This window comes from Kineococcus sp. AC630 (assembly GCF_979255925.1).
Map to the genome: position 1 here is coordinate 216,738 of NZ_CEEDMJ010000004.1, position 23,017 is coordinate 239,754.

At 70.9% G+C, this 23,017-nt stretch carries 22 protein-coding genes; 9 read left to right on the plus strand and 13 right to left on the minus strand.

The genetic code is table 11. The features are described from left to right. Positions 1-63: 63 nt before the first annotated feature. From AC0I8G_RS06350 to dnaA, 6 genes are all read right to left on the minus strand, one after another. Entirely contained in the window at positions 64-2,139 is a 2,076-nt protein-coding gene (locus tag AC0I8G_RS06350; protein WP_380259506.1) for a DNA topoisomerase subunit B, read from the minus strand. 265 nt (positions 2,140-2,404) lie between these two features. Further along, positions 2,405-3,010, minus strand: a complete 606-nt coding sequence (locus AC0I8G_RS06355; protein ID WP_471729189.1) for a DciA family protein — start codon at positions 3,008-3,010, stop codon at positions 2,405-2,407. After that, positions 3,003-4,178, minus strand: a complete 1,176-nt coding sequence (gene recF / locus AC0I8G_RS06360; RefSeq protein WP_328293687.1) for a DNA replication/repair protein RecF — start codon at positions 4,176-4,178, stop codon at positions 3,003-3,005. Before recF ends, AC0I8G_RS06355 begins: the two co-directional genes overlap by 8 nt. Positions 4,179-4,185: 7 nt before the next feature. Further along, positions 4,186-5,133, minus strand: coding sequence for a phosphogluconate dehydrogenase (NAD(+)-dependent, decarboxylating) (gene gnd / locus AC0I8G_RS06365; protein WP_328293686.1), 948 nt, complete (start codon positions 5,131-5,133; stop codon positions 4,186-4,188). A 26-nt stretch (positions 5,134-5,159) separates the two neighbouring features. Next, the gene (dnaN, locus tag AC0I8G_RS06370; RefSeq protein WP_328293685.1) at positions 5,160-6,287 is read right to left on the minus strand and encodes a DNA polymerase III subunit beta; all 1,128 of its coding nucleotides are present in this window, start codon (positions 6,285-6,287) and stop codon (positions 5,160-5,162) included. Positions 6,288-7,250: 963 nt separating this feature from the next. Continuing rightward, on the minus strand, positions 7,251-8,825 hold the full coding sequence (gene dnaA, locus AC0I8G_RS06375; protein ID WP_380259509.1) for a chromosomal replication initiator protein DnaA: 1,575 nt from the start codon (positions 8,823-8,825) through the stop codon (positions 7,251-7,253). 526 nt (positions 8,826-9,351) lie between these two features. On the opposite strand from dnaA, the gene rpmH reads away from it, so the two are divergent. The 8 genes from rpmH (at position 9,352) to AC0I8G_RS06415 (ending at position 15,140) form a co-directional block, all read left to right on the plus strand. Further along, positions 9,352-9,489 carry a 50S ribosomal protein L34 gene (gene rpmH, locus AC0I8G_RS06380; RefSeq protein WP_012085693.1) on the plus strand — a complete coding sequence of 46 codons (138 nt, stop codon included), beginning with the start codon at positions 9,352-9,354 and terminating at the stop codon, positions 9,487-9,489. 19 nt (positions 9,490-9,508) lie between these two features. Next, a complete protein-coding gene (gene rnpA, locus AC0I8G_RS06385) occupies positions 9,509-9,874 on the plus strand; it encodes a ribonuclease P protein component (RefSeq protein WP_328293683.1) in 366 nt (121 codons plus the stop codon). Then, entirely contained in the window at positions 9,867-10,142 is a 276-nt protein-coding gene (gene yidD, locus AC0I8G_RS06390) for a membrane protein insertion efficiency factor YidD (RefSeq protein ID WP_380259511.1), read from the plus strand. Before rnpA ends, yidD begins: the two co-directional genes overlap by 8 nt. 31 nt (positions 10,143-10,173) lie before the next feature. Beyond that, positions 10,174-11,190 (plus strand): membrane protein insertase YidC, encoded by a 1,017-nt coding sequence (gene yidC, locus AC0I8G_RS06395; RefSeq protein WP_380259512.1) that lies wholly within the window; start codon positions 10,174-10,176, stop codon positions 11,188-11,190. A gap of 77 nt (positions 11,191-11,267) precedes the next feature. Beyond that, a complete protein-coding gene (locus AC0I8G_RS06400; RefSeq protein WP_471729225.1) occupies positions 11,268-11,828 on the plus strand; it encodes a Jag family protein in 561 nt (186 codons plus the stop codon). A 47-nt stretch (positions 11,829-11,875) separates the two neighbouring features. Next, positions 11,876-12,640 (plus strand): 16S rRNA (guanine(527)-N(7))-methyltransferase RsmG, encoded by a 765-nt coding sequence (gene rsmG / locus AC0I8G_RS06405; protein WP_471729226.1) that lies wholly within the window; start codon positions 11,876-11,878, stop codon positions 12,638-12,640. Between the two features lie 20 nt (positions 12,641-12,660). After that, positions 12,661-13,980: a ParA family protein gene (locus AC0I8G_RS06410; protein ID WP_471729190.1), complete on the plus strand. Its 1,320-nt coding sequence runs from the start codon at positions 12,661-12,663 to the stop codon at positions 13,978-13,980. Next, positions 13,977-15,140: a ParB/RepB/Spo0J family partition protein gene (locus AC0I8G_RS06415; protein ID WP_471729191.1), complete on the plus strand. Its 1,164-nt coding sequence runs from the start codon at positions 13,977-13,979 to the stop codon at positions 15,138-15,140. The genes AC0I8G_RS06410 and AC0I8G_RS06415 overlap by 4 nt, the downstream gene beginning before the upstream one ends. A gap of 59 nt (positions 15,141-15,199) precedes the next feature. Here AC0I8G_RS06415 and AC0I8G_RS06420 read toward each other — a convergent pair whose 3' ends face one another. Together AC0I8G_RS06420 and AC0I8G_RS06425 are read right to left on the minus strand one after the other, a co-directional pair. Then, positions 15,200-16,147 (minus strand): D-alanine--D-alanine ligase family protein, encoded by a 948-nt coding sequence (locus AC0I8G_RS06420; protein WP_471729192.1) that lies wholly within the window; start codon positions 16,145-16,147, stop codon positions 15,200-15,202. Further along, a complete protein-coding gene (locus tag AC0I8G_RS06425; protein WP_471729193.1) occupies positions 16,144-17,499 on the minus strand; it encodes an aminotransferase-like domain-containing protein in 1,356 nt (451 codons plus the stop codon). The genes AC0I8G_RS06420 and AC0I8G_RS06425 overlap by 4 nt, the downstream gene beginning before the upstream one ends. A 141-nt stretch (positions 17,500-17,640) precedes the next feature. Here AC0I8G_RS06425 and AC0I8G_RS06430 point away from each other — a divergent pair, with 141 nt between their 5' ends. After that, positions 17,641-18,303 (plus strand): GNAT family N-acetyltransferase, encoded by a 663-nt coding sequence (locus AC0I8G_RS06430; protein WP_380159858.1) that lies wholly within the window; start codon positions 17,641-17,643, stop codon positions 18,301-18,303. A 51-nt stretch (positions 18,304-18,354) separates the two neighbouring features. Here the strand turns inward: AC0I8G_RS06430 and trxA are convergent, their stop codons facing one another. The 5 genes from trxA to AC0I8G_RS06455 form a co-directional block, all read right to left on the minus strand. Further along, positions 18,355-18,678, minus strand: a complete 324-nt coding sequence (gene trxA, locus AC0I8G_RS06435) for a thioredoxin (RefSeq protein WP_328293673.1) — start codon at positions 18,676-18,678, stop codon at positions 18,355-18,357. A gap of 34 nt (positions 18,679-18,712) precedes the next feature. Further along, complete coding sequence (gene trxB, locus AC0I8G_RS06440) at positions 18,713-19,753, minus strand: thioredoxin-disulfide reductase (protein ID WP_471729194.1); 1,041 nt, start codon at positions 19,751-19,753, stop codon at positions 18,713-18,715. Between the two features lie 119 nt (positions 19,754-19,872). Beyond that, positions 19,873-20,634 carry a hypothetical protein gene (locus AC0I8G_RS06445; RefSeq protein ID WP_471729195.1) on the minus strand — a complete coding sequence of 254 codons (762 nt, stop codon included), beginning with the start codon at positions 20,632-20,634 and terminating at the stop codon, positions 19,873-19,875. A 72-nt stretch (positions 20,635-20,706) separates the two neighbouring features. Next, positions 20,707-21,303, minus strand: coding sequence for an RNA polymerase sigma factor SigM (sigM, locus tag AC0I8G_RS06450; RefSeq protein ID WP_471729196.1), 597 nt, complete (start codon positions 21,301-21,303; stop codon positions 20,707-20,709). Beyond that, complete coding sequence (locus tag AC0I8G_RS06455) at positions 21,300-22,877, minus strand: hypothetical protein (RefSeq protein ID WP_471729197.1); 1,578 nt, start codon at positions 22,875-22,877, stop codon at positions 21,300-21,302. The genes sigM and AC0I8G_RS06455 overlap by 4 nt, the downstream gene beginning before the upstream one ends. Positions 22,878-23,017: the final 140 nt, after the last annotated feature.

Here is a 23,017-nt window from a genome sequence, read left to right on the forward strand (position 1 = left end):
CGGGTTCTGCCTCTCAGGTCATGGTCTCGACGGTCGGTGCTCCACGTGGTTCCACGTGGAACATCAGACGTCGAGGAACCTCACGTCGCGGGCGTTGCGCTGGATGAAGCTGCGTCGGGACTCGACGTCCTCACCCATGAGCGTCGAGAACACGGCGTCCGCGGCGGCGGCGTCCTCGAGGGTCACCTGCAGCAGGGTCCGGTGGGCCCGGTCCATCGTCGTCTCGGACAACTCGTCCCAGTTCATCTCACCGAGACCCTTGTAGCGCTGGGTCTTCCCCTCCTTGGGGAGCTTCCGCCCGGCGGCGAGACCGGCCTCCATGAGGACGTCCCGTTCGCGGTCGGAGTAGGCGAACTCATGGTTCTCCGCGCCGCCCAGCCACTTGATCCGGTACAGCGGCGGCTGCGCCAGGTACACGTGACCACCCTCGACGAGGGGGCTCATGTAGCGGAAGAGCAGCGTCAGCAGCAGGGTCCGGATGTGCTGACCGTCGACGTCGGCGTCGGCCATGATGATGATCTTGTGGTACCGGAGCTTCTCGAGGTTGAAGTCGTCCCCGATGCCGGTACCGAACGCGGTGATGAGCGCCTGCACCTCCTGGTTGCCCAGGGCGCGGTCCAACCGGGCCTTCTCGACGTTCAGGATCTTCCCGCGGATGGGCAGGATGGCCTGGGTGCGCGGGTCACGGCCACGGGTGGCCGAACCGCCGGCGGAGTCCCCCTCGACGATGAAGACCTCGCACTCGACGGGGTTGTTGGACTGGCAGTCCTTCAACTTCCCCGGCAACGAGTTGCGCTCCAGCAGCGACTTCCGGCTCGCCTCGCGGGCCTTGCGCGCCGCGGACCGCGCGACCGAGGCGGCCTGCGCCTTCTTCGCGATCGTCCAGGCTTCCTTGGGGTTGGCCTGGAACCAGTGCCCGAGGTGCTCGCGGACCTGGGCCTGGACGAAGGTGCGGGCCAGGGTGTTGCCCAGCTTGGTCTTCGTCTGCCCCTCGAACTGCGGTTCCGTCAGCTTGACCGAGACGATCGCGGTCAGGCCCTCACGGATGTCCGACCCTTCGAGGTTGTCCTTGTCCTCGAGGATCTTCGGCTTCGCCGCGCGGGCGTACTCGATGACGAGGTTGGTCAGCGCCGTGCGGAAACCCGCCTCGTGGGTCCCGCCCTCGGAGGTGTTGATGTTGTTGGCGTAGGTGAAGACCGCCTCGGAGTACGACGTCGTCCACTGCATCGCGATCTCGACCGCGATGCCCTTCTCCGTGTCCTCCGCCTCGAGCGAGATCACGGTGTCGTGCAGCGGTTCGTTCTTCTTCAGCGCGTTGATGTGCTTGACGTAGTCGATGAGACCGTCGTCGTAGCGGTAGCTCGCCGCGCGGACCGGCTTGTCGTCGGCAGCGCCCTCGGCGGCGTCGTCCTCGGGGTAGGCGCGCTCGTCGGTGAGGTTCAGGGTGAGGCCCTTGTTGAGGAACGCCCGCTGCTGGAAGCTCGTGCGCAGGGTCTCGTAGGAGTAGTCGGTGGTCTCGAAGATCTCGTCGTTGGCCCAGAACGTGATCGTCGTCCCGGTCCGATCGGTCTCCTCGCCCTTCACCAGCGGCGCCAGCGGAACACCGTTCGCGTAGGACTGGCGCCAGGCGAAGCCCTGCCGGAAGACCTCGACGTCGAGGCGGGTGGAGAGGGCGTTGACGACGGAGCTGCCGACGCCGTGCAGACCACCGGACACCGCGTAGCCACCGCCACCGAACTTGCCGCCCGCGTGCAGGACCGTCAGCACGACCTCGACGGCCGGCCGGCCCTCGCCCGGCATGACGTCGACGGGGATCCCGCGGCCGTTGTCGACGACCCGGACGCCGCCGTCGGCGAGCAGGGTCACGTCAATCGTGTCGCAGTACCCCCCGAGCGCCTCGTCGACGGAGTTGTCGACGATCTCGGAGACGAGGTGGTGCAGACCGCGTTCACCGGTGGAGCCGATGTACATGCCCGGACGCTTGCGGACCGCTTCGAGACCCTCCAGGACCTGGATGGCGTCGGCGCCGTACTCCGGGTTCGGCTGACCGTCCGGGGTGACGGCATCCGCGAGCGACGCGGCGTCCTCCGGAGCGGGCTGTGCTTCCTGGCTGTCCTCGGGACGTTCCTCGTCTGGCACGAGCGGGTGCTCTCCCTCCGCGTCGAGGCGGTCGGCGCGGCCCGCGGACGGCGCGCACCCACAGGGCCGGACGTACGTGGCCGAGCAGTACGAGGACGTGCGCCCTCTGACCGCCTGGTTCACCGCACAGTCTACCCCGAAGAGACCAGGGCCTCTCACTCAGCGCGCCTCAGCGCGCCCCCTGAGCGGTTCGACCCCCGTTGTCGTGGGGGACCACACGAGAGGGGTGCCGGAGGTTTCAGCGCCAGATCTGGGCCAGGACTCCTCAGCCGTAGGTGTCGCGGGGTCCGCGACCGCCCGGGGCGGTGCGACCCCCCTTGCGCCACGACGGCCCCTGCGGCCCGCGGACGACGACCTTGGTCACGACCCCGTGGCCGAGCTCCTCGTCCAGGCGCCGCACGAGGTGGCTGGTGAGGAGGCGGACCTGGGTCGCCCAGGCGGTCGACTCGGCGCGGACGACGAGCGTGCCGTCCTTCAGCGTCTCGGGGGTGCAGTGCCCGGCGAGCTCGGGGCCGACGACGACGTCCCAGCGGCCGAACGCACCGCCGACGGCGACGGGCTGCTCCCACCCGCGCTCCCCGACGAGACGCCCCAGCGTGGAGTCCAGGGACTGCGGGTCGCGGGCGTCGGGGTGGGCTCCGGACCGCCCGGCCGTGTTGCGCCGGGCCTCCTTCCACTCCTCGCGCGTCTTCGGACCGCCCAGCGGGACGCGTCCCGGGCGCAGCCCCTTGGCCGCCGCGGCAGCGCGGGCCCGACCCAGCGCGGTGCGGGCGAGGTCGGCGCCGAGGGTGTCGTCGAGCTCCTCCTCGGGACCCGGTTCCGCGCCCTCGCTCTCCGCGTCCCCGGCCTCGGCGCCGGGCTGGTCAGTCACCGCGGACCGCCACCCCGGTCGTGACGTGGACCCGGTCGGCGTGCTCCCCCTGCAGCGCAGCGGGCACGTCCTCGGGGACGGCGGCCGTGACGAGGACCTGCTCGGCGTCGGCGACGATCGCTGACAGCCGTTCGCGGCGGCCGGCGTCGAGCTCGGCGAAGACGTCGTCGAGGATCAGGACCGGTCCCCCGGGGTCGTCCATCTCGTCGTCGGCGAGCAGCAGCCGGTAGCTCGCCAGCCGCAGGCCGAGCGCCACCGACCAGCTCTCGCCGTGACTGGCGTAGCCCTTGGCCGGCATCCCGCCGAGGGTCAGCACCAGGTCGTCGCGCTGCGGGCCGACGAGGCAGACCCCGCGGTCGAGTTCGGCCTTGCGGTTCTCGACCATCGAGGCCAGCAGGCCCTCGCGCAGCTCCTCGCGCGTCGGCACCTCCCCGCCCGGGGTCGTGGCGACCCCCTCGGCCAGCAACGGCAGCGCCGAGCGGTACCCCAGCTCCAGGTCGCCCTGCCCACCGCTCACCGACCGGTAGGCGGAGTCGGCAGGTGCGCGCAGGTCGGCCAGCAGCGCCAGGCGGGCCGACAACAGCTCCGCCCCCGTCGTGGCCAGGTGCTCGTCCCAGACGTCGAGGGTGTGGGTGTCCGCCCGGCCCGAGCGCATGGCCGCGCCGGCGGACTTCAGCAGAGCCGTCCGCTGCCGCAGGATCCGGTCGTAGTCGGCCCGCACCCCGGCGACCCGCGGCCAGCGGGTGACCAGCAGTTCGTCGAGGTAGCGACGCCGCTCGCCGGGGTCGCCCTTCACGAGGGCGAGGTCCTCGGGGGCGAAGAGGACGGTGCGCAGCACGCCGAGCACGTCACGGGTCCGGCGGACCGGGTTGCCGTTGAGGCGGGCCCGGTTCGCCTTGCCCGGCGTGATCTCCAGCTCGACCAGCGCCCGCCGGCCCCCGCGCTCCAGCTGAGCGCGGACGACGGCACGCTCCGCCCCCTGCCGGACGAGAGGCGCGTCACCGGAGACCCGGTGGCTGTCCAACGTCGCGACGTACCCGATGGCCTCGACCAGGTTGGTCTTGCCCTGCCCGTTCAGGCCGACGAAGGTCGTCGTCCCGGGGCGCAGGTCCAGTTCGAGGCTCGGGTAGGAGCGGTAGTCGACGAGCGAGAGGTGCGCGACGTGCACGCGAGGGTCAGTCGTTCACGGAGCCCGTGCCCGAGGAGGGCCCGGCCTGCGTCACTGCGTGCCCGCCGAACTGGTTGCGCAGCGCGGCGACGGCCTTGATCGAGGGCGAGTCCTCCTGGCGCGAGGAGAAGCGCGCGAAGAGCGCGGCCGCGAGGACCGGCATCGGGACGGCGTTCTCGATCGCCTGTTCCAGGGTCCAGCGGCCCTCACCGGAGTCCTGGGCGTAACCGCGGATGTTGTCCAGCTTGGGGTCCTCCTCCAGGGCGCGGACCATGAGGTCCAGCAGCCAGGAGCGGACGACGGTGCCCCGGGTCCAGGCCTTGAAGACGGCCGGGACGTCGTGGATGATCCCCTTCGCCTCGAGGAGCTCGTAGCCCTCGGCGTAGGCGTGCATCAGGCCGTACTCGATGCCGTTGTGGACCATCTTCGAGTAGTGGCCCGCTCCGACGCCGCCGGCGTGGACGAAGCCCTCCTCGCGCGGACCCTCGGGACGCAGCGCGTCGAAGATCGGCATCGCGAGGTCGACGTGGCCCTTGGCGCCACCGGCCATGAGGCCGTAGCCGTTGTCCTTGCCCCACACGCCGCCGGAGACGCCGCAGTCGAGGTAGCCGGTGCCGCGCTCGGCGAGGAGCTTGGCGTTGATCTCGTCGTCGGTCCACTTCGAGTTGCCGCCGTCGATGACCAGGTCACCGTCCTTGAGCAGCGGAGCCAGGTTCGCGACGGTGTCGCGAGTGATCTTGCCCGAGGGGACCATGACCCAGATGACGCGCGGCGAGGGCAGCGCCTCGACCAGCGCCGCGAGGCTCGCGACGTCGGTGACGTCGGGGTTCGGGTCGTACCCGGTGACCTCGATGCCCTTGTCGCGCAGACGGGAACGCATGTTCCCGCCCATCTTGCCGAGACCGACGAGACCGATGTGCATGCCAGACGTTCCCTTCTCGTGCCCGGCCTTCACACCGGGCTCATGTGGACTGACCGGGCTCAGCCGGCGAGCCGGACCGGCATGAGCAGGTACCGGTAGGTGTCGTCGTCGTCCCCTTCGAGGTCCGCCTGGCCGGTGAGGACCGCCGGGCGGGTCGACTGGGTGAACGACAGTCGGGCGAACGGGGCACCGAGTGCCCCGAGGCCGTCGAGCAGGAACTGCGGGTTGAAGGCGATGGCGATCGATTCACCGACGAGCGCGGCCTCGAGGGCCTCCGTCGCCTGTGCGTCCTCGCCCTGACCCGCTTCCAAGGAGAGCACGCCGTCCTCGAAGCGCAACCGTACGGGCGTGTTGCGCTCCGCGACGAGGGCCACGCGCTTGACGGCCTCCGTCAGGGCGGCGGTGGAGACGACCGCGTGGGTGGACGATTCGGCCGGGAACAGCGCCCGGACCTTCGGGTACTCACCGTCGACGAGCAGCGAGGTCGAGTAGCGACCGCCGGCCTGGAAGCCGATGAGGTCGCTCTTGCCGTCGGCCATGGCCATCGTCAGCGAACTCGTGGAGCCCAGCGAACGGGCGACGTCGGACAGCGTCCGGGCCCGGACCAGGGCCACCGCGGACATGTCGGGGCTGCTCGGGTTCCAGCGCAGTTCGCGCACCGCGAGGCGGTAGCGGTCGGTGGCCAGCAGCGTGAGCCGGTCGCCTTCGATCTCCATCCGGACACCGGTGAGGATCGGCAGGGTCTCGTCCCGGCTGGCCGCCACGGTCACCTGCGCCACGGCCTCGACGAACTCGGCTCCCGGCACCTCACCGGAGGAACCCGGCAGCGACGGCAGGGCGGGGTACTCGTCGACCGTCATGGTCAGCAGGGTGAAGCGGCTCGCCCCGCAGGTCACGACCACCTTGGAGCCCTCGGTGGTGAGGGTGACCGGACGGTTCGGGAGGCTGCGCGAGATGTCGGCGAGCAGTCGTCCGGAGACCAGGACGCGCCCTGCGGTTCGGACGTCGGCCGGCAGCTCGACCCGGGCGGACACCTCGTAGTCGAAGGTCGACAGCTTCAGGGAGCCCTCGTCCGTGGCCTCGAGGAGGACACCGGCCAGGACGGGTACAGGAGGCCGGGAGGGCAAGGCCCTGGCTGCCCACGCGACGGCGTCGGCCAGCACGTCGCGCTCGACCTGCAACTCCACCGGGCACCGCCTTCTCTCGAACCTCTGTCGCGTCCCCCGTCCGGCAGGGAGCAGGACGAGCGGCTTCCGACAGTAGTGGAGACCGCCGACGCCGGTGCACGCGCCTCCACAGGGCCGGGGGGATCCGTCGTCCCAGACTTCTAGAAGACCTTTGCAGCGAGATCACGCTGCGTGATCAACGTGCCGAGGGGTACCGCACACCTTGTTCGAACAGGGTTGGGCCTCGTGGCCCCCCAGTCTTCCTCCAGGCCGCACTTCCCCACAACCTGTCCACACTGGACGTGGGCTGACGGGATTCACCATGGATAGATCAGTCGTAGTCGTAACCCTTGTGGACCCTGTGGACAACTCGGCGTCGTCGCAGGTCAAAGCCCTTTTGCCCCCCTCTCGGGGGTGTGGACGGCATGGGGACGGGCGAACCGGGTCATCCACAGGTCGGCGCTTCCGAGGCGGTCTGTCCACCGCTGTCCCCAGGTTGTCCCTGCTGGATCCACGTCTCGTCCACCGGGTTGTCCACGGGTGTGGGCTTCTTTGTCCACAACCCTGTCCCCAGCATGTGGACAACTGTGGAGAACTTTTCCGAGGGGGTCTGACAGCGCCCGGATCGACTCTCCGTCAGGGATGAGGGGACAGCGGCGACCTCGAGCGGTTGCCCACTCAGGACGGCTCGACGGCCGACGGCGGGCACGCGTCAGCACACGGCGGACGGCTCGGGCGCAGACGGCCGGAGCGGCGGCGTCAGGAGGCCACTGGAGACGTCGTGGGCTCCGCCGCGGGGGCAGGGGTCGGAGCTCGTCACGGGCGGGTCGGAGGTGCGCCCGTGGACGTCAGGAGGAGTGGCCGTGCAACCACCACGTCGTGCGCCCGGTCGCGCCGGATCCCACGCTGGATCCGGTACGACCGGGGCGGTCACGTCCTGTGGTGCCAGCCCCGGACCTGTCGTCGTCGGGGCTCAGCGTCGGGTCAGGCGCCCGCTTGCTTCTTGATGCGGTTGGTGAGCTCGGTGACCTGGTTGTAGGTGCTGCGTCGCTCGGCCATCTGCTGCTTGATCTTGCGTTCGGCGTGCATGACGGTCGTGTGGTCGCGGCCGCCGAAGTGCTGACCGATCTTCGGCAGCGACAGCTCGGTCAGCTCGCGGCAGAGGTACATCGCGATCTGGCGGGCGGTGACGAGGGTCCGCGAACGGGACGTCCCGCAGAGGTCCTCCAGCGTGATGCTGAAGTACGACGCCGTCTGACCCATGATCGCGGCGGCCGTGATCTCGGGGCTCTCGTCGTTGGGGATGAGGTCGCGCAGCACGATCTCGGCCAACTGCATGTCGACGGGCTGCCGGTTCAGGCTGGCGAACGCCGTCACGCGGATGAGCGCGCCTTCGAGCTCACGGATGTTCGAGGAGATCTTCGACGCGATGTACTCGTTCACGTCGTCGGGCACCTCGAGGCGTTCCCCGATCGCCTTCTTGCGGAGGATGGCGATGCGCGTTTCCAGGTCCGGGGGCTGGACGTCGGTGATGAGGCCCCACTCGAAACGGCTCCGCATGCGTTCCTCGAAGCCGGACAACTGCTTCGGCGGCAGGTCGGAGGTGATGACGACCTGTTTGCTCGCGTTGTGCAGCGTGTTGAACGTGTGGAAGAACTCTTCCTGCGTCTGGACCTTGTTCGACAGGAACTGGATGTCGTCGATGAGGAGGACGTCGACGTCACGGTGCCGGCGCTGGAACGCCTGGGCCTTGTCGTCGCGGATCGAGTTGATGAAGTCGTTGGTGAACTCCTCGGAGTTCACGTACCGGACCTGCACCCCGGGGTAGAGGTTCTGGGCGTAGTGCCCGATGGCGTGCAGCAGGTGCGTCTTTCCCAGTCCGGACTCCCCGTAGATGAACAACGGGTTGTAGGCCTTCGCCGGTGCTTCGGCGACGGCCACCGCGGCCGCGTGCGCGAAACGGTTGCTGGCGCCGATGACGAAGGTCTCGAAGATGTACTTCGGGTTCAGCCGGGCGTTCTCGATCTTCGTCGTGGAACGGTTCCGCGGGGCCTGGCGCCCCGTTCCGGCGCCCCGGTCGACCTTGTAGCCGGTGAACAGCAGGTCGGGGTCGGAATCGTCGAGCGGGGAATCCTCCTCGACGGCGCTCAGGTGACGCTCGTCGGTGCGGGAGTACCGACCGGGATCACCTTCACCGTCGATGCCGCGCAGGGCCGAGACCCGTTCGCGCTCCACGCTGGGGACCCCGTCGAGACCGTCGACGAGCTCGCCGGTGCGTTCCGGGGTGAGCACCTGCCCGATCGAAGGGTCCACCGTGACCGCGAGGCGGATCGCCGAGCCGTAGACCTCCGACAGGGCGCGGGTCAGCGGTTCGCGGACCTTCTGCTCGATGACGTCCTTGGTGAGGTCGTTCGGCACGGCGAGCAGAGCTGTCCCGTCGAGCAGGCCGAGGGGTCGGGTCAGGCGCACGAACGCCCGCTGGTGCTGAGTGACGCTGTCGTCCAGTTGGGCGATGGCACGTTCCCAGACGCTGGGGAAGTCCCCGCTGTCGGTCTCCACTCGAGCCCTCTCCCGTCGTACCGGATCCGTCGGACGGGTCTCGTCCACAACCCTGTCCACAGCTGTGGAAGACGGTCGGGGCACACGAGATGTCCGTCGCAGCACCTCGAGCGGTGCGGGCGTCGGTACGTCGAGCGGGACCGTAACAACGCGACGGCCACTGTTCAAGTGGCGTCCTCCCCGACGACGTCCGGCCGCCACTGCCACGCCCGTCCCCGTCGAGCGGGGCCTGGAGCGGCGTCTGTCGAGGACCGCGGTCCCGGCGGGTCGTCTCCCACCGGACCTGACGGGAACGGTACCTTCCCGGCGTCCCCTGGAGGGCCCGCTCGCGCGTCCTGTGGACGGCGGTCGCGCCGTCGTCGCCGGGTGGACCCTGCGCGCTTTGACCGCAGTCGGTTCGGGACCGTACCCTGCTGGGGATTGCGCTCCGCATCGCCGCCCGTCCCCGGGTTCGTCCCGGGTCCACGGTCCGGCAGTACGGCGGGGCCCGCCCGTACGAGTCCCGCCCGAGTCTTGGAGTACTGACGTGAGCAAGCGCACCTTCCAGCCGAACAACCGTCGTCGCGCCAAGGTGCACGGTTTCCGTCTTCGCATGCGGACCCGTGCCGGCCGCGCCATCCTCTCGGCGCGTCGCACCAAGGGCCGCGCGCAGATCTCCGCCTGACGCCGTTCCTCCAGCCCGCGTGCTGTCAGCGGAGCACCGCCTTCGCCTCAAGGACGACTTCACCGTCGCCCTGAAGCACGGCACGCGTGCCGGAACCCGTCGTCTGGTCCTGCACTGGACGGCGACCGACCGAGCCCACCCCACGCGGGTGGGCTTCGTCGTGTCCAAGGCCGTGGGCAACTCCGTCGTCCGGCACCGCACGCAACGCCGGCTGCGGCACCTGGCGTCCGCCCGACTGGTCGTCCTGCCCCCCGAGGGTGGCCTGCTGGTCGTGCGGGCGCTCCCCGCGGCCGGCGACGCCACCTCGGCCGAGCTCGCCGCCGACGTGGACAAGGGCCTGCGCCGGCTGGGTCTCCTCCCGGTCGAGGCGACGGCTCGTGCCTGACCGACACTGGTGGCACCCGTTGCGCTGGCCGGCATCGCTGCTGGTCGGGCTGGTGCGCGTCTACCAGCTGCTCGTCTCGCCCGTCCTGGGCCCCACGTGCCGCTTCTACCCCTCGTGTTCCGCCTACGCCGTCGAGGCGTTGCGCACCCGAGGTGCTCTCGTCGGGACCTGGCTCGCCGTCCGACGACTCCTCCGCTGCCACCCGTGGAACCCTGGTGGGGTGGACCCCGTTCCGCCGAAGGGCCACTCGCGGGTGAAGGCCCCGTGAGCCCGACCCCTGTGAGAGGACAAGCCGCACGATGATCGATTTCTTCTACCAGCTGCTCCATCCCATCCAATGGGTGGTGGCGTGGATCATGGTGCGCTTCCACGACCTGTTCACGGCCATCGGGTTCAACCCCGCCGGTGGTGCGGCGTGGTCGCTGTCGATCGTCGGCCTCGTGGTCGTCATCCGCATCCTGCTGATCCCGCTCTTCGTGAAGCAGATCAAGGCCATGCGGGGGATGCAGGTCATCCAGCCCGAGATGCGCAAGATCCAGGCCAAGTACAAGGGCAAGAACGATCCTGCGTCCCGCCAGGCCATGCAGCAGGAGATGATGGCGCTCTACCGCGAGTCGGGGACGAACCCGATGGCGAGCTGCCTGCCGATCCTGCTGCAGTCCCCGATCTTCCTGGCGCTGTTCCACACGCTGAACGGCATCGGCCAGGGCAAGTCCATCGGGCCGTTGAACCAGACCCTGGTCGACCAGGCGGACAAGGCGACGATCTTCGGCTCCCAGTTGTCCGACATCTTCATGAAGTCGTGGGCGACGCACGAGTGGAACACGATCGTCCTCACCGCAGTGATGATCATCCTCATGTCGGCGTCGCAGTTCATCACCCAGCGCCAGCTGATGGCGAAGAACACGTCGTCTGCATCGATGGAGGGCAACCCCTTCGCGCAGCAGCAGAAGCTGATGCTCTACGTGCTGCCGATCATCTTCGCCGTCTCCGGCGTCAACTTCCCGATCGGTGTCCTCCTGTACTGGCTCACCACGAACATCTGGTCCATGGGGCAGCAGTTCTTCGTGATCCGGCGCATGCCCAACCCGGGCTCGCTGGCCGAGAAGGAGCTCGAGGAGCGCAAGGCTCGTCGTGCCGCTCGCCGCGGTCAGGTCCTCACGACCGACACGTCGGGCCCGTCCGGCACCGGTGTGACCGCCGAGCACACCACCAACGCTCCGGCCCGCCGGCAGCGTCAGCAGCCCAAGCGCGGCGACAGCCGTGAGCAGCGCCGTCCCGGCGGTCCGCGCTCCAGCCAGGGCCCGAACCGCTGAACACCTCAGAACCAGCTGCACAGCGAGACCCAGGAGGACCTGTGAACGGCACGACGGACGCGGTCGAGGAGACCTCGGTGGCAGAGACCGAGGCCCCCGCCGCGACGGAAGAGACTCCGAAGCGCGGATCGGCCAAGTCGCGACTCGAGGAGGAAGGCGACATCGCCGCCGACTACCTCGAAGAGCTCCTGGACATCACCGACCTCGACGGTGACATCGACATCGACATCGAGAACGGCCGTGCGTCGGTCGCGATCGTCGCGGACGAGGCCGGTACACCTGCCCTCGAGAAGCTGGTCGGTGCGAGCGGCGACGTCCTCGAGGCGCTGCAGGAGCTCACCCGCCTGGCCGTCCAGGCTCAGACCGGAGATCGCACACGGCTCATGCTCGACGTCGCCGGGCACCGCCTCACCAAGCGCGGTGCCCTGGTGCGCCTCGCCGGTGAGGTCGTCGCCCGGGTCCGCGCCAGCGGTGCGGTCGAACGCCTCGAACCGATGCCTGCGTTCGAGCGCAAGGTCGTGCACGACGCCGTGGCCGCGGCCGGTCTGCTCAGCGAGTCCGAAGGCGAAGAGCCCCGTCGTCGCGTCGTGGTGCTCCCCACCGTCATCGAGAGTGGTCCACAGGGCGACGATGACTGAACAGGCAGGCTCCCGTCAGCCGATAGGGTGACGGGGTGTCTGATGAGGTGCCTGAGGGCGGTGGTGTTTCACGTGAAACACCACCGCCCTCCGTCGTTTCCGAGAGTTCCTCCGAGGTCCCGACCGAGGCGGTGTCACGCGTCTTCGGGGACCGTGCTGAGCGCGCCGCCGCCTACCGCGAGCTCCTTGCGACGGCCGGTGTCGAGCGGGGGTTGATCGGGCCGCGTGAAGTCCCGCGGCTCTGGGACCGGCACATCCTCAACTGTGCCTACCTCAGTGAAGTCATCGACGAGGGGTCGTCGGTCATCGACATCGGCTCCGGTGCGGGTCTACCAGGCATTCCGCTCGCCCTCGCCCGCCCGGACCTCCACATCCGCCTCGTCGAGCCGCTGGAGCGGCGCTACACCTTCCTCCGTGAGGCGATCGCCGAACTGGACCTGCGGGACCAGGTCGCGGTCGCGCGGGGTCGTGCTGAGGATGTGCGGGGTGAGTTCTCCGCCGCGGTTGTCACCGCGCGAGCCGTCGCTCCGCTCAAGACCCTCTACGGCTGGGCGCTGCCGCTCGTCGTGACCGGCGGACACCTCATCGCCATCAAGGGCCGGAGCGCCTCCGAGGAGATTGCCGCCGCAGCTGCGACCCTGCAGCAGATGGGCATCACGACAGCCCCCGAGGTGCTGAGCGTCGGACCCGACGACGGCACGGGGACGACCGTGGTGCGGGTGGCCCGAGGGCACGGTCCGTTGCGCGCCGCACCGGTACCTGGCGCGCCGGCCGCGGCGAAGCGTCGCTCCGGCAAGGGCAACCGGCGATGAGTGAGGGAGAGGGACGAGGAGTGGCACAGCTCGGCTGGTTCAGCAGCTCGCGACCGGCGTCGAACGGCTCGGGGCACCTGGGGTGGTTCTCGGTCTCCGCCCTGGCGCTCGACGAGCCGGAGGCCGTCGACGTTTCACGTGAAACCGAGGTGCGTGTCGACATCGTCAACCGTGATGTTCCACGTGAAACCCCGCTTGCCGCCACTGAGCCAGTAGCGCCCGTTTCACGTGAAACCGAGCCGCAGCCAGAGTTGGTGGACGTTTCACGTGGAACGCCCACCGCTCCGCCCATCCTGACGTCGGTGGAGACCCTCCCGGTACTCGGCGAAGTCGACGAGCTCGAGGAAGCCGAGGAGGAGCTCCCCCCGGTTCCACGTGAAACACGACGGGCGACGGTGTCGGAGCGCTTCCCGCTGCCGACGGAAACCCGTGTCATGACGATCGCGAACCAGAAGGGCGGCGTCGGCAAGACGACGACCGCGGTCAACATCGCCTCGGCACTGGCGGCGGCAGGGCTGAAGGTCCTCGTCCTCGACCTCGACCCGCAGGGAAACGCCTCCACGGCCTTGGGGATCGACCACCACCAGGACGTGCCCGGTGTGTACGAGGTCCTGGTCGAGGGCAAACCCCTGGCCGATGTCGTCCAGCGCTGCGACGAAGCGCCTGACCTCTGGTGCGCGCCGGCGACGGTCGACCTCGCCGGTGCTGAGATCGAGCTGGTCTCCATGGTCGCTCGTGAGATGCGTCTGCAGCGTGCGCTCGCCAAGTACCTGAAGGCGTTGGAGAAGGCCGGGGAGCGGCGCATCGACTACGTCCTCATCGACTGTCCGCCGAGCCTGGGCCTGCTGACCATCAACGCCTTCGTCGCGGCTCCGGAGGTTCTCATCCCCATCCAGTGCGAGTACTACGCACTCGAAGGGCTGAGCCAGCTCCTGGCGAACATCGAGCTAATCCAGGAACACCTGAACCCGGACCTCGAGGTCACCACGATCTTGCTGACCATGTACGACGGCCGCACGCGGCTGGCCGCCCAGGTCGTGGACGAGGTTCGTCAGCACTTCGGACAGCAGGTCCTGAGGTCTCTCGTCCCCCGTTCGGTGCGGATCTCGGAGGCGCCGAGCCACGGTCAGACGGTGATGGCGTACGACCCGTCGTCCTCCGGTGCCCTGGCCTACCTCGAGGCGGCGCGTGAGATCGCCCAGCGTGGCGTCCACGAAACGGTCGCGCCCGCAGGGGATGCTGCCGTGGGAGCGCCGCCCGCTGTGGCGGACCCGTGGGCGCGGTGGAGTGATGGAACGGGGACGCGACGTGGGTTCGCGTCGAAGGAAGGTGGAGCGTGAGCGACAAGCGACGTGGACTCGGCCGTGGACTCGGTGCCTTGATTCCCAGCGGTGGACCGACGACCTCGAGCCGGGTCGGCATGGGGACCGCCACGCTGCCCCCGGCGATGCGCACCGGTGGACGTCCGGTCGACCTCTTCTTCGACCAGCGCTCCGACGAGACCGACACGGCGGTCGACGAGACGCCTGACGCGCCGGAGAGCCACGAGGAACGCATCGGCGACCTCACTGTCGTCACGACCGAGGAGGCGGCCGCAGAGGCCCCCCTGGAGCCGGAGATCACCCCGGAGGTCGAGGTCGAGCCCACCGCGGACGACGCCACGACCGACGACGGCCTGGTCGACGTCCCCGGAGCACGTTTCGCCGAGGTCCCCGTCACCGCGATCGTGCCGAACTCCCGTCAGCCGCGCACGGTGTTCGACGAGGACGAGCTCGCCGAACTCGTGCACTCCATCCGCGAGATCGGCGTGCTGCAGCCCATCGTCGTCCGGTCCTCGGACCCGGCGGAGGACGGCAGCCCGCGCTTCGAGCTCGTCATGGGTGAGCGTCGGTGGCGAGCCGCGACCGAGGCCGGCCTGGAGACCATCCCGGCGATCATCCGCGACACCGCTGACGACGACCTGCTCCGCGACGCGCTGCTGGAGAACCTCCACCGCAGCCAGCTGAACCCGCTCGAAGAGGCGGCGGCGTACCAGCAGCTGCTCGAGGACTTCGGCTGCACGCACGAGGAACTCGCCTCGCGCATCGGCCGCTCACGTCCGCAGATCAGCAACACGCTGCGACTCATGAAGTTGCCTCCACTGGTGCAGCGCCGGGTGGCGGCGAACGTCATCTCCGCCGGCCACGCTCGTGCGCTGCTGTCGCTCGAGGACGGCGCAGCGATGGAGCGTCTCGCCCAGCGGGTCGTCGCCGAAGGCCTCTCGGTGCGCGCCGTGGAGGAGATCATCTCCCTCGGGGACGCGGACCACGAGCCGCGACGACGCAACCCCGCGCAGGCGCAGCCGGAGCTGGACGACCGCGCCTCCACGTTGGCGGACCGGCTCGACACCCGGGTGAAGATCAGCATGGGACGCACCCGCGGGCGCATGACGGTGGACTTCGCCGGCCTGGAGGACCTCGACCGGATCCTCCGCCTGCTCGACGCCACACCCACCCCCTGAGCACGGGCGGCGCGCCGGTGACCCCCCACCCGACGCGCCGCCCGTAGCACGTCCGCAGGTCAGCTCCGGAGCGCGCTCTCGACGATCGAGCGGTACACGGAGTCGAGTTCCAGCCCCGCGGCCTCCACGGCCTGCGGCAGCAACGACGTCTCGGTCATCCCCGGGGCGGCGTTCGCCTCGAGGAACACCGGGTCACCGGAGTCGGTGACGATGAAGTCGATGCGGGACAGGTGGCGCAGCCCCAGCGCCTCGTGCGCACCCCGGGCGGTCCCGGCCAGCCGCTCGGCGTCCTCGACGGACAACCGGGCCGGTGCGAAGAACTCGGTGGTCCCGGCGGTGTAGCGGGCCGCGTAGTCGTAGGAGCCGCCGTCGGCGACGATCTCGACGGCGGGCAGGACCTGGACCTCCCCGTCGATCTCGACGACGGAGACGGCCACCTCCACCCCCGGGACGTGCTGCTGGACCAGGGCGGTGTCGCCGTAGGCGAACGAGTCCACGACGGCGCGGGCGAGGTCCCGCGGTTCCCCGACGACGGCGACCCCCAGCGCCGAGCCTCCCCGGCTCGGCTTCACCACGAGCGGGAACCCCGCCCAGTCGGCGGCTGCAGCGAGGACGGGCTGAGCTCCGAGGTCGCGGAAGGTGGCGTGCGGCAGCGCGATCGAGGGCGGGACGCTGATCCCCGCCGCCGCGACGATGCTCTGCGCGATGGGTTTGTCCCAGGCCAGTCGACAGGCCCCCGGGCGGGCGCCGACGTAGGTGAGCCCGAGGAGTTCCAGGACGTCGCGCAGCGCGCCGTCCTCCCCGATCGCCCCGTGCAGCACGGGCCACACGACGTCGGGGCGTTGAGCGGCCAGCGTCGGCAGCAGGTGCGCGTCCGCGTCGAGGACCGCCACCTCGCAGCCGGAGGAGCGCAACGCGTCCGCGACCCGGCGACCGGAGCGGAGGGAGACGTCCCGTTCGTGGGAGAGGCCGCCTGCGAGGACGGCGACGTGCAGGTCGCGGGTCATGCCAGCTCCGGTCCGGGGTTGTCGTGGCCGGCTCGACCGGCGCGCGGGGTGACGGGGCCGAAGGTCTCGGCGACCTCCAGTTCGTCCTGCACGACGGCAGCGAGGCGGCGGACACCCTCACGGATCCGCTCGGCCGGCGGGAAGCAGTACGACAACCGCACCGACCGGCTGCCGCTCCCGTCGGCGTAGAAGGCGCCGCCGGGGACGTAGGCGACGCGGCCGGTGACGGCGCGCGGCAGCATCGCCTTCGCGTCGAGACCCTCGGGCAACGTCATCCAGACGTAGAACCCGCCGACGGGGTGCGTCCACGTCGCTCGGGGGAGGTGCGTGGCGAGGGCGTCCAGCATGGCGTCGCGCCGCTCGCGGTAGAGCTCGCGGAAGACCTTGACCTGGCCCATCCAGTCGTAGCTCGAGAGGTATTCGGCGATCGCGAACTGGCCGAAGGAGGTCGGGCAGAGGATCGCCGACTCCGAGGCCAGCACGAGCTTCTCCCGCACGGCGTGCGGCGCGACGGCCCACCCCACGCGGTAGCCCGGCGCGAACGTCTTGGAGAAGGACCCCAGGTGCACGACGTGCTCGGGGTCCATCGAGCGGAGCGCGGGCAGCGGGTCGCCGTCGAAGCCCAGCAGCGCGTACGGGTCGTCCTCGAGGATCAGCAGCTCGTGGCGTCGGGCGATGGCCAGGACCTCCCGCCGCCGTTCCAGCGAGAGCGTCACGCCCGCTGGGTTGTGGTGGTTCGGCACCGTGTAGAGGAACTTCACCCGCTTCCCCTCGGCCCGGAGGCGGACGAGGGCCTCCTCCAGCGCCGCGGGCTGCAGCCCGTCGTGGTCGAGGGGCACGTGCACGACCTGCGCCTGGTAGCTGCGGAACACCCCGAGGGCACCGACGTAGCTGGGCGCCTCGGCGAGGACGACGTCACCCGGGTCGAGGAAGATCCGAGACACGAGGTCGAGAGCCTGCTGGGACCCGGTCGTCACGACGATGTCGTCGGGGTGGGCGTCGATGCCCTGGGGGCGCATGACCTCGACGATCTGCTCGCGCAGCACCTCCTCACCCTGACCGGAGCCGTACTGCAGGGCCACGGCACCCTTCTGGGAGATCAACCGCGCGGAGATCTCCGCGATGGCGTCGAGGGGGAGGGCGGGCAGGTAGGGCATGCCACCGGCGAGCGAGACGACCTCGGGCCGGTTCGCCACGGCGAACAGCGCCCGGATCTCCGACGCGGTCATCGAGGCGGTCCGTTCGGCGTAGGCGGACCGCCAACGGTCCAACCTCCGGCCAGTCCCGGCCCCGGCCGCCGCCGACGCGGGGGACGCGTCACCGGGACTCGAGGGCGGGCGGTGCTGGCTCATGACGGCCTCCTGGGACACGGGTGCTGGGTGGACGAGTGCTCGTCGCACTCTCCGAGACTGCCACTTAGGATGCGTTCGACGCGTGGACGCAACGCGGACGCGTCGTCGAGACGCCGAGCGGGACTGGGGAGGCTGACGCCGGTGGGTCGTCGGATGGCGCCGTTGACGCTCGACACGCTCGCCGACCTGCCCAAGCAGTCGCGGCAGTGCGTCTTCTGGGAACTCGACGCCGGAGCCGCCCAGCGGGCCGCCGCGGCGGGGTACCCGGACTTCGAGAAGGAGGCCTGGATCTCCAGCGTCCTGTTGCAGTGGGGTCCGTGCGGGCGGCTCGTCTACGTCGACGACCAGGCGGCCGGGTTCGTCATGTACGCCCCGCCGGTCTACTCACCCCGCTCGACGGGTTTCCCCACCTCGCCGGTCAGCGGTGACAGCGTCCTGCTGACGACGGGCTGGATCGAACCGGCCTTCCGGGGCGAAGGGCTGGCCCGGATGCTGCTGCAGGGTGCGGCGAAGGACCTGACCCAACGCGGGGTGAAGGCCGTCGAGGCGTTCGGCGGGGCGGCGGCGGCCGTCGGCGGTGACGGCAGCGAGGAGTCCCCGCACGACCACGGCGACCCCTGCGTGCTCCCCGCGCACCTGCTGGAGTCGGTCGGGTTCACCGTGGTGCGTCCCCACCACCGCTACCCGCGGTTGCGGCTGGAGCTGAAGACGGCGCTGAGCTGGCGCGAGGACGTCGAGGCGGCGCTCGAGCGGCTGCTCGGCAGCATCCGGGTCCAGACCCTCACCGGGGTGGCCCACCCCTGACAGCAGAGAGCGCCGGCCCCACGAGGGGACCGGCGCTCTCCGCGAACGGGATCAGCCGACGAAGTCGTCGAGCTCCTTCAGCAGCACGGGCTTGGGCCGCGCGCCGATGATCGTCTTGACGACCTCACCACCGGAGTAGACGTTCAGCGTCGGGATCGACGTGACGCCGTACTTCGCGGCGATCTTCGGGTTCTCGTCGGTGTTGACCTTCACCACGGTGATCTTGTCCGCGTTCTCGGCGGCGATCTCCTCGAGGATCGGGGCGACCTGACGGCACGGGCCGCACCAGGGCGCCCAGAAGTCGACGAGAACGGGCTTGTCGGACTGCAGGACCTCGGCGTCGAACGTGTCGTCGGTGACGTGCGTGGTGCTCACGCGTACCTCCAGTGTCGTGGGGTGGGAAGGGGGGTCAGACCCGCGGCTGCGGGCGGTCGACGGTGTCGGAGTCCGCGACGTCGGGCGTCAGGGTCTCCTCGCGCGGGGGCTGCTCGTCCTGCGCGACGTCACCGCGGGCGGCGAGGAACTTCTCGGCGTCCAGGGCGGCGGAGCACCCCATGCCGGCAGCGGTGATGGCCTGCATGTACTCGTGGTCGACGACGTCACCGGCGGCGAAGACGCCGGGGAGGTTCGTGCGGGTGCTGCGACCTTCGACGAGGATGAACCCGTTCTCGTCTAGGTCGACCTGCCCCTTGACGAGGTCGGTGCGCGGTTCGTGGCCGATGGCGATGAAGAGCGCGGTCGCCGCGACCTCGCTCGTCTCACCGGTCACGGTGTCCTGCAACGTGAGGCCCTCGACCTTGTTCTCGCCCAGGATGCCGGTGACGGCGGAGTTCCAGACGAACTTGATCTTCGGGTTGTCCTCGGCGCGCTTCGCCATGATGCGCGAGGCGCGGAGCTCGTCACGGCGGTGCACGATCGTCACGGTGCGGGCGAAACGGGTGAGGAACGTCGCCTCCTCGACCGCGGAGTCCCCGCCGCCGACGACGACGATGTCCTGCTCGCGGAAGAAGAAGCCGTCACAGGTGGCGCACCAGCTCACGCCACGACCGGACAGCCGCTTCTCGTCCGGCAGGCCGAGCTGACGGTAGGCCGAACCGAGCGCGAGGATCACCGCGTGGGCGCGGTAGGTCTCACCGGAGCCGGTGACGACCTCCTTGACGTCGCCCTCGAGGCGGACGTCGACGATGTCGTCGGTGATCAGCTCGGCGCCGAACCTCTCGGCCTGCTGGCGCATGTTGTCCATCAGGTCCGGGCCCATGATCCCTTCCGGGAAGCCCGGGAAGTTCTCGACCTCGGTGGTGTTCATCAGCGCACCGCCGGCCGTCACCGATCCTTCGAAGACCAGCGGCCGCAGTTCCGCACGGGCGGCGTAGAGCGCCGCGGTGTAGCCCGAGGGGCCCGAACCCACGACGATGACTTCGCGGATCTCGTTCGTGGTGGCGTCGCTCACCTGTGCGGACCTGCTTCCTCGATCGGTGCCGACCCCGTGGTCACGGGGCTCCGGCGTTGCTGCTTCTTCAACCGATCGTAGGGGTGCGCTGTTCCCGGCGCCGAACCTTCACACCACGCTCAGGAGCCGTTCGGGAGGGGCACGTCGACCCGGCTGTAGGCGGGGTCTCCGGGGACGCAGTCGAGGGCCACGACGACGACCTCGGCCCCGTCGGTGGTGGTGTGGACCACGAGAGCGGCCGGCGTGGTGCGCCAGGTCGCGATCTCGACGGCGAGGACGGAGTCCGGGTCGACTCCGAGGCTCTTCGTGCAGGCCACAGCCTTCTCGGCGGCCGGGCGTTGCGCCGGGTCGCTCGTCGCGGACTCCGTGTCCTGCGGTGCCATCAGGGTGGTGCGGCCTTCGTCCTTCGCGCCCAGGCCCGGGGTCGCGTCGGGCGCGGAACCACCGGAGGGGGCGCCCTCGTCGAGGGTGTCCTCGGCGAGGTCCTGCACGGCGGTGGCGTCGGTGTAGTCCTTGCCGCTGAGCAGCACCTTCGCCGACGGCGGCACGGACTCACCCATCGCCACCGAACCGGCGTCGGCGCTCGAGGAGGACGAACCCGACAGCGAGTGGTCCTGCGAGAGCCAGAAACCGCCGCCCCCGACGACCACGACCGCGGCCGCCGCGGCCAGCAGTCGGGGCAACCGCGACGGGCGCCGACGAGCGGCCAGCGAGGCGACGGGGGTCTCGGTGCGCGCGGCCGCGAGCGCCGCGTCGAGGCGGGCCACGACGTCGTCGGGCATCGGACCGAGGTCGGCCGCTCTGCGCAACCGGTCACGGACCCGTTGCTCCTGGGGGCTCAGCACCTCGTCCTCGGTGCTCTCCTCGAACTCTTCGCTCACCGCGGACCTCCTCCCGTCTCCCGAACTCGACCAGGGGTGTGACGTCGTGCGACGTTCAACGGTTCCCCGCCCTCACACGCGATCGCCGAGGAGCTCGGCCAGGGTCACCCGCCCGCGCGAGCACCGCGACTTCACCGTGCCCACCGCGACGCCGAGGATCTCCGCGGCCTCGGCGACCGGGACGTCGTACATGTCGACGAGGACCAGTGCCGCCCGCTGGGCCTCGGGGAGGCGGGCGAGGGCGCGGGTGACGTCGAGCCCGGCCTCGACGTGCGGGGTCGCGTCCTGGACGACGGCCAGCGCCGCCCCGGTGCGGGCGCTCTCGTCCCCGCCGGGACCGACCTCCTCCTCGAGGGGACGGGTCGGGCGGACGGCCCTGCGCCGGGCCCGGTCGAGGCAGGCGTTGACGACGATCCGGTGCAACCACGTCGTGACGGCGGACTCGCCGCGGAACCGGTCGGCCGCGCGCAGGGCCGAGACGAGGGCGTCCTGGACGGCGTCGGCGGCCTCCTCCCGGTCGCCCGTCGTGCGCAGCGCCACGGCCCACAACCGGTCGCGGTGCCGGCGGACGACCTCGCCGAAGGCCTCCGGGTCCCCCGCGACGTGCGCGGTGAGGAGTTCCGCGTCGGTGCGCGGGTCCACCGGCGCACCGGTTCCCGCCGGGGTCACGGCGCCGGGGTGGGGATCGTCCCCGTGACGGCGACCTCGGCCACGCGGGCCCGGAAGACGCCGTCGGTGGTCGGGAGCTCGGTGAACCAGACGACGAGGTAGCGGCTGCGGACCGGCTGCGCGGGGGTCAGCGTCTGCGCCCCGCCGGCCGGGGCGCTCGCGACGGGGGTGGAGCCGTCGAGGGCCGGGCCGGGGGCCGTCAGCAACGACACCGACCCGCCGTCACCGCCGTCGGTGAGCTGGACCTGGCTGACGTCGGCCTCGACGCCCAGGTCGAGCACGAGGCCCATGCCGTCCTTGAGACCGGCGAACGTCGCGGAGTTGTAGCGCTGGCTCTCCCACGCCGTCCCCGGGTCGCCGTCGACCGCCCGCGGAGCCGTCGCCGAGGACTCCCCGCCGCCCTGCGGGTCGAGGGCGGCGATGGAGGCCACGGGCAGCACGATCGGCGTCACCGGCGGCGGGGCGGCGGCACTGGGCGAGACCGCGGGGGCGCTCGTCGCGGCGGGCGCCGAGGTCGTCGCGGGGGCCGGGGCACTGGAGGCACTGGTCGGGATGGCGGGCACGGCGATCCGGCTCAACTGCCACAGCGCGAGCACCAGCCCGACGACGATGACCGCGCCGACGATGGCCAGCACCAGGCGGGAGTCGTCGCGCGGGGGCCGGGCGGTGGTGTGCGGGCGGGTGAACGGGACGGGCGGCTCCTCCTCGGGGACCACCTCGTCGCGGTTCTTCAGCCGACCCCGGAACTCCTTGGTCGCGGCCTCGCCGCGCATCCGGCGCAGGGTCTCCTCCCAGGGCGCCATCGTCCACGGCGCGAGCTGCAGGGCGAGCTCCGCGGGGTCGCGCGGACCGTCCTCGTGCGGGCCGAACGTGACGCTGCACAAGGTGTCCAGGTCGTTCGGCACGTCGGGGCGGATGTCCTTGGGCGGCAACGGTTCACCGTCGGCGGTGGGGGACTGCGGGAGGCCGGCGTGCGGGGCCAGCGACTCCAGCGCGGGCCAGCGCGCGACGAGTCCGGCGTAGACGAGCGCGACGAGTGCCACGGCGTCGGCGCGGTTGGCCAGCACCGCCGCGCGGGCCGGGGAGAGCGCAGGTGGGTCGATCTCGAGGGCCGCCTCGATCCCCACCCCGCGGACCCGCACGACCCCGTCGGGGCCGAGGACGACGTCGTCGGGGGTGAGGCGGGTGTGGTGCAGTCCCCGGCGGGCGGCGACGTCGAGCGCGGAGGCGACCTCGCCGACGAGGGCGCGGACGGCGGCGGGCTTCATCGGACCGGACCGCAGCAGGTCGCTCATGGAGCGCCCTTCGACGAACTCCTCGACGACGAAGACCGTGGCGGTGCCGTCGGCGGTGGTCAGGTCGGTGCCCGCGTCGAGGATGCGGGGGATGCGCGGATCGGTGATCATGGCGGCGCGGCGGGCGGCGTCGAGGAACTCCTCGGCCCGGGCGTCGGCGGCGGGCAGCGTGCGGACGCGGACGGGCCGGTCCAGCGTCAGGTCGCGACCGCGGAACTCCCGCGTCCCCAGCTCGGTGTCGACCGACAGCTCCCGGTCCAGGGCGTAGCGGTCGGCCACGAGCTCCTCGCCCGCGTTGCGGCCTACCCCGTCCAGACGTACCCCCCGGTGACCCGTGCGTGATCGCGAGGCCGCGTGCGCGGTCCCGGGCACCATGCTAGGGCGCGATCGGTACGGGACGGTCCGGGCGCGCGGACCGG

Excerpts from the sequence above, each read along its gene's own strand:
- AC0I8G_RS06420 (WP_471729192.1), bottom strand. The coding sequence starts at position 16,147 with ATGACCCGCGACCTGCACGTCGCCGTCCTCGCAGGCGGCCTCTCCCAC.
- yidC (WP_380259512.1), top strand. The coding sequence starts at position 10,174 with ATGATCGATTTCTTCTACCAGCTGCTCCATCCCATCCAATGGGTGGTG.
- AC0I8G_RS06425 (WP_471729193.1), bottom strand. The coding sequence starts at position 17,499 with ATGAGCCAGCACCGCCCGCCCTCGAGTCCCGGTGACGCGTCCCCCGCG.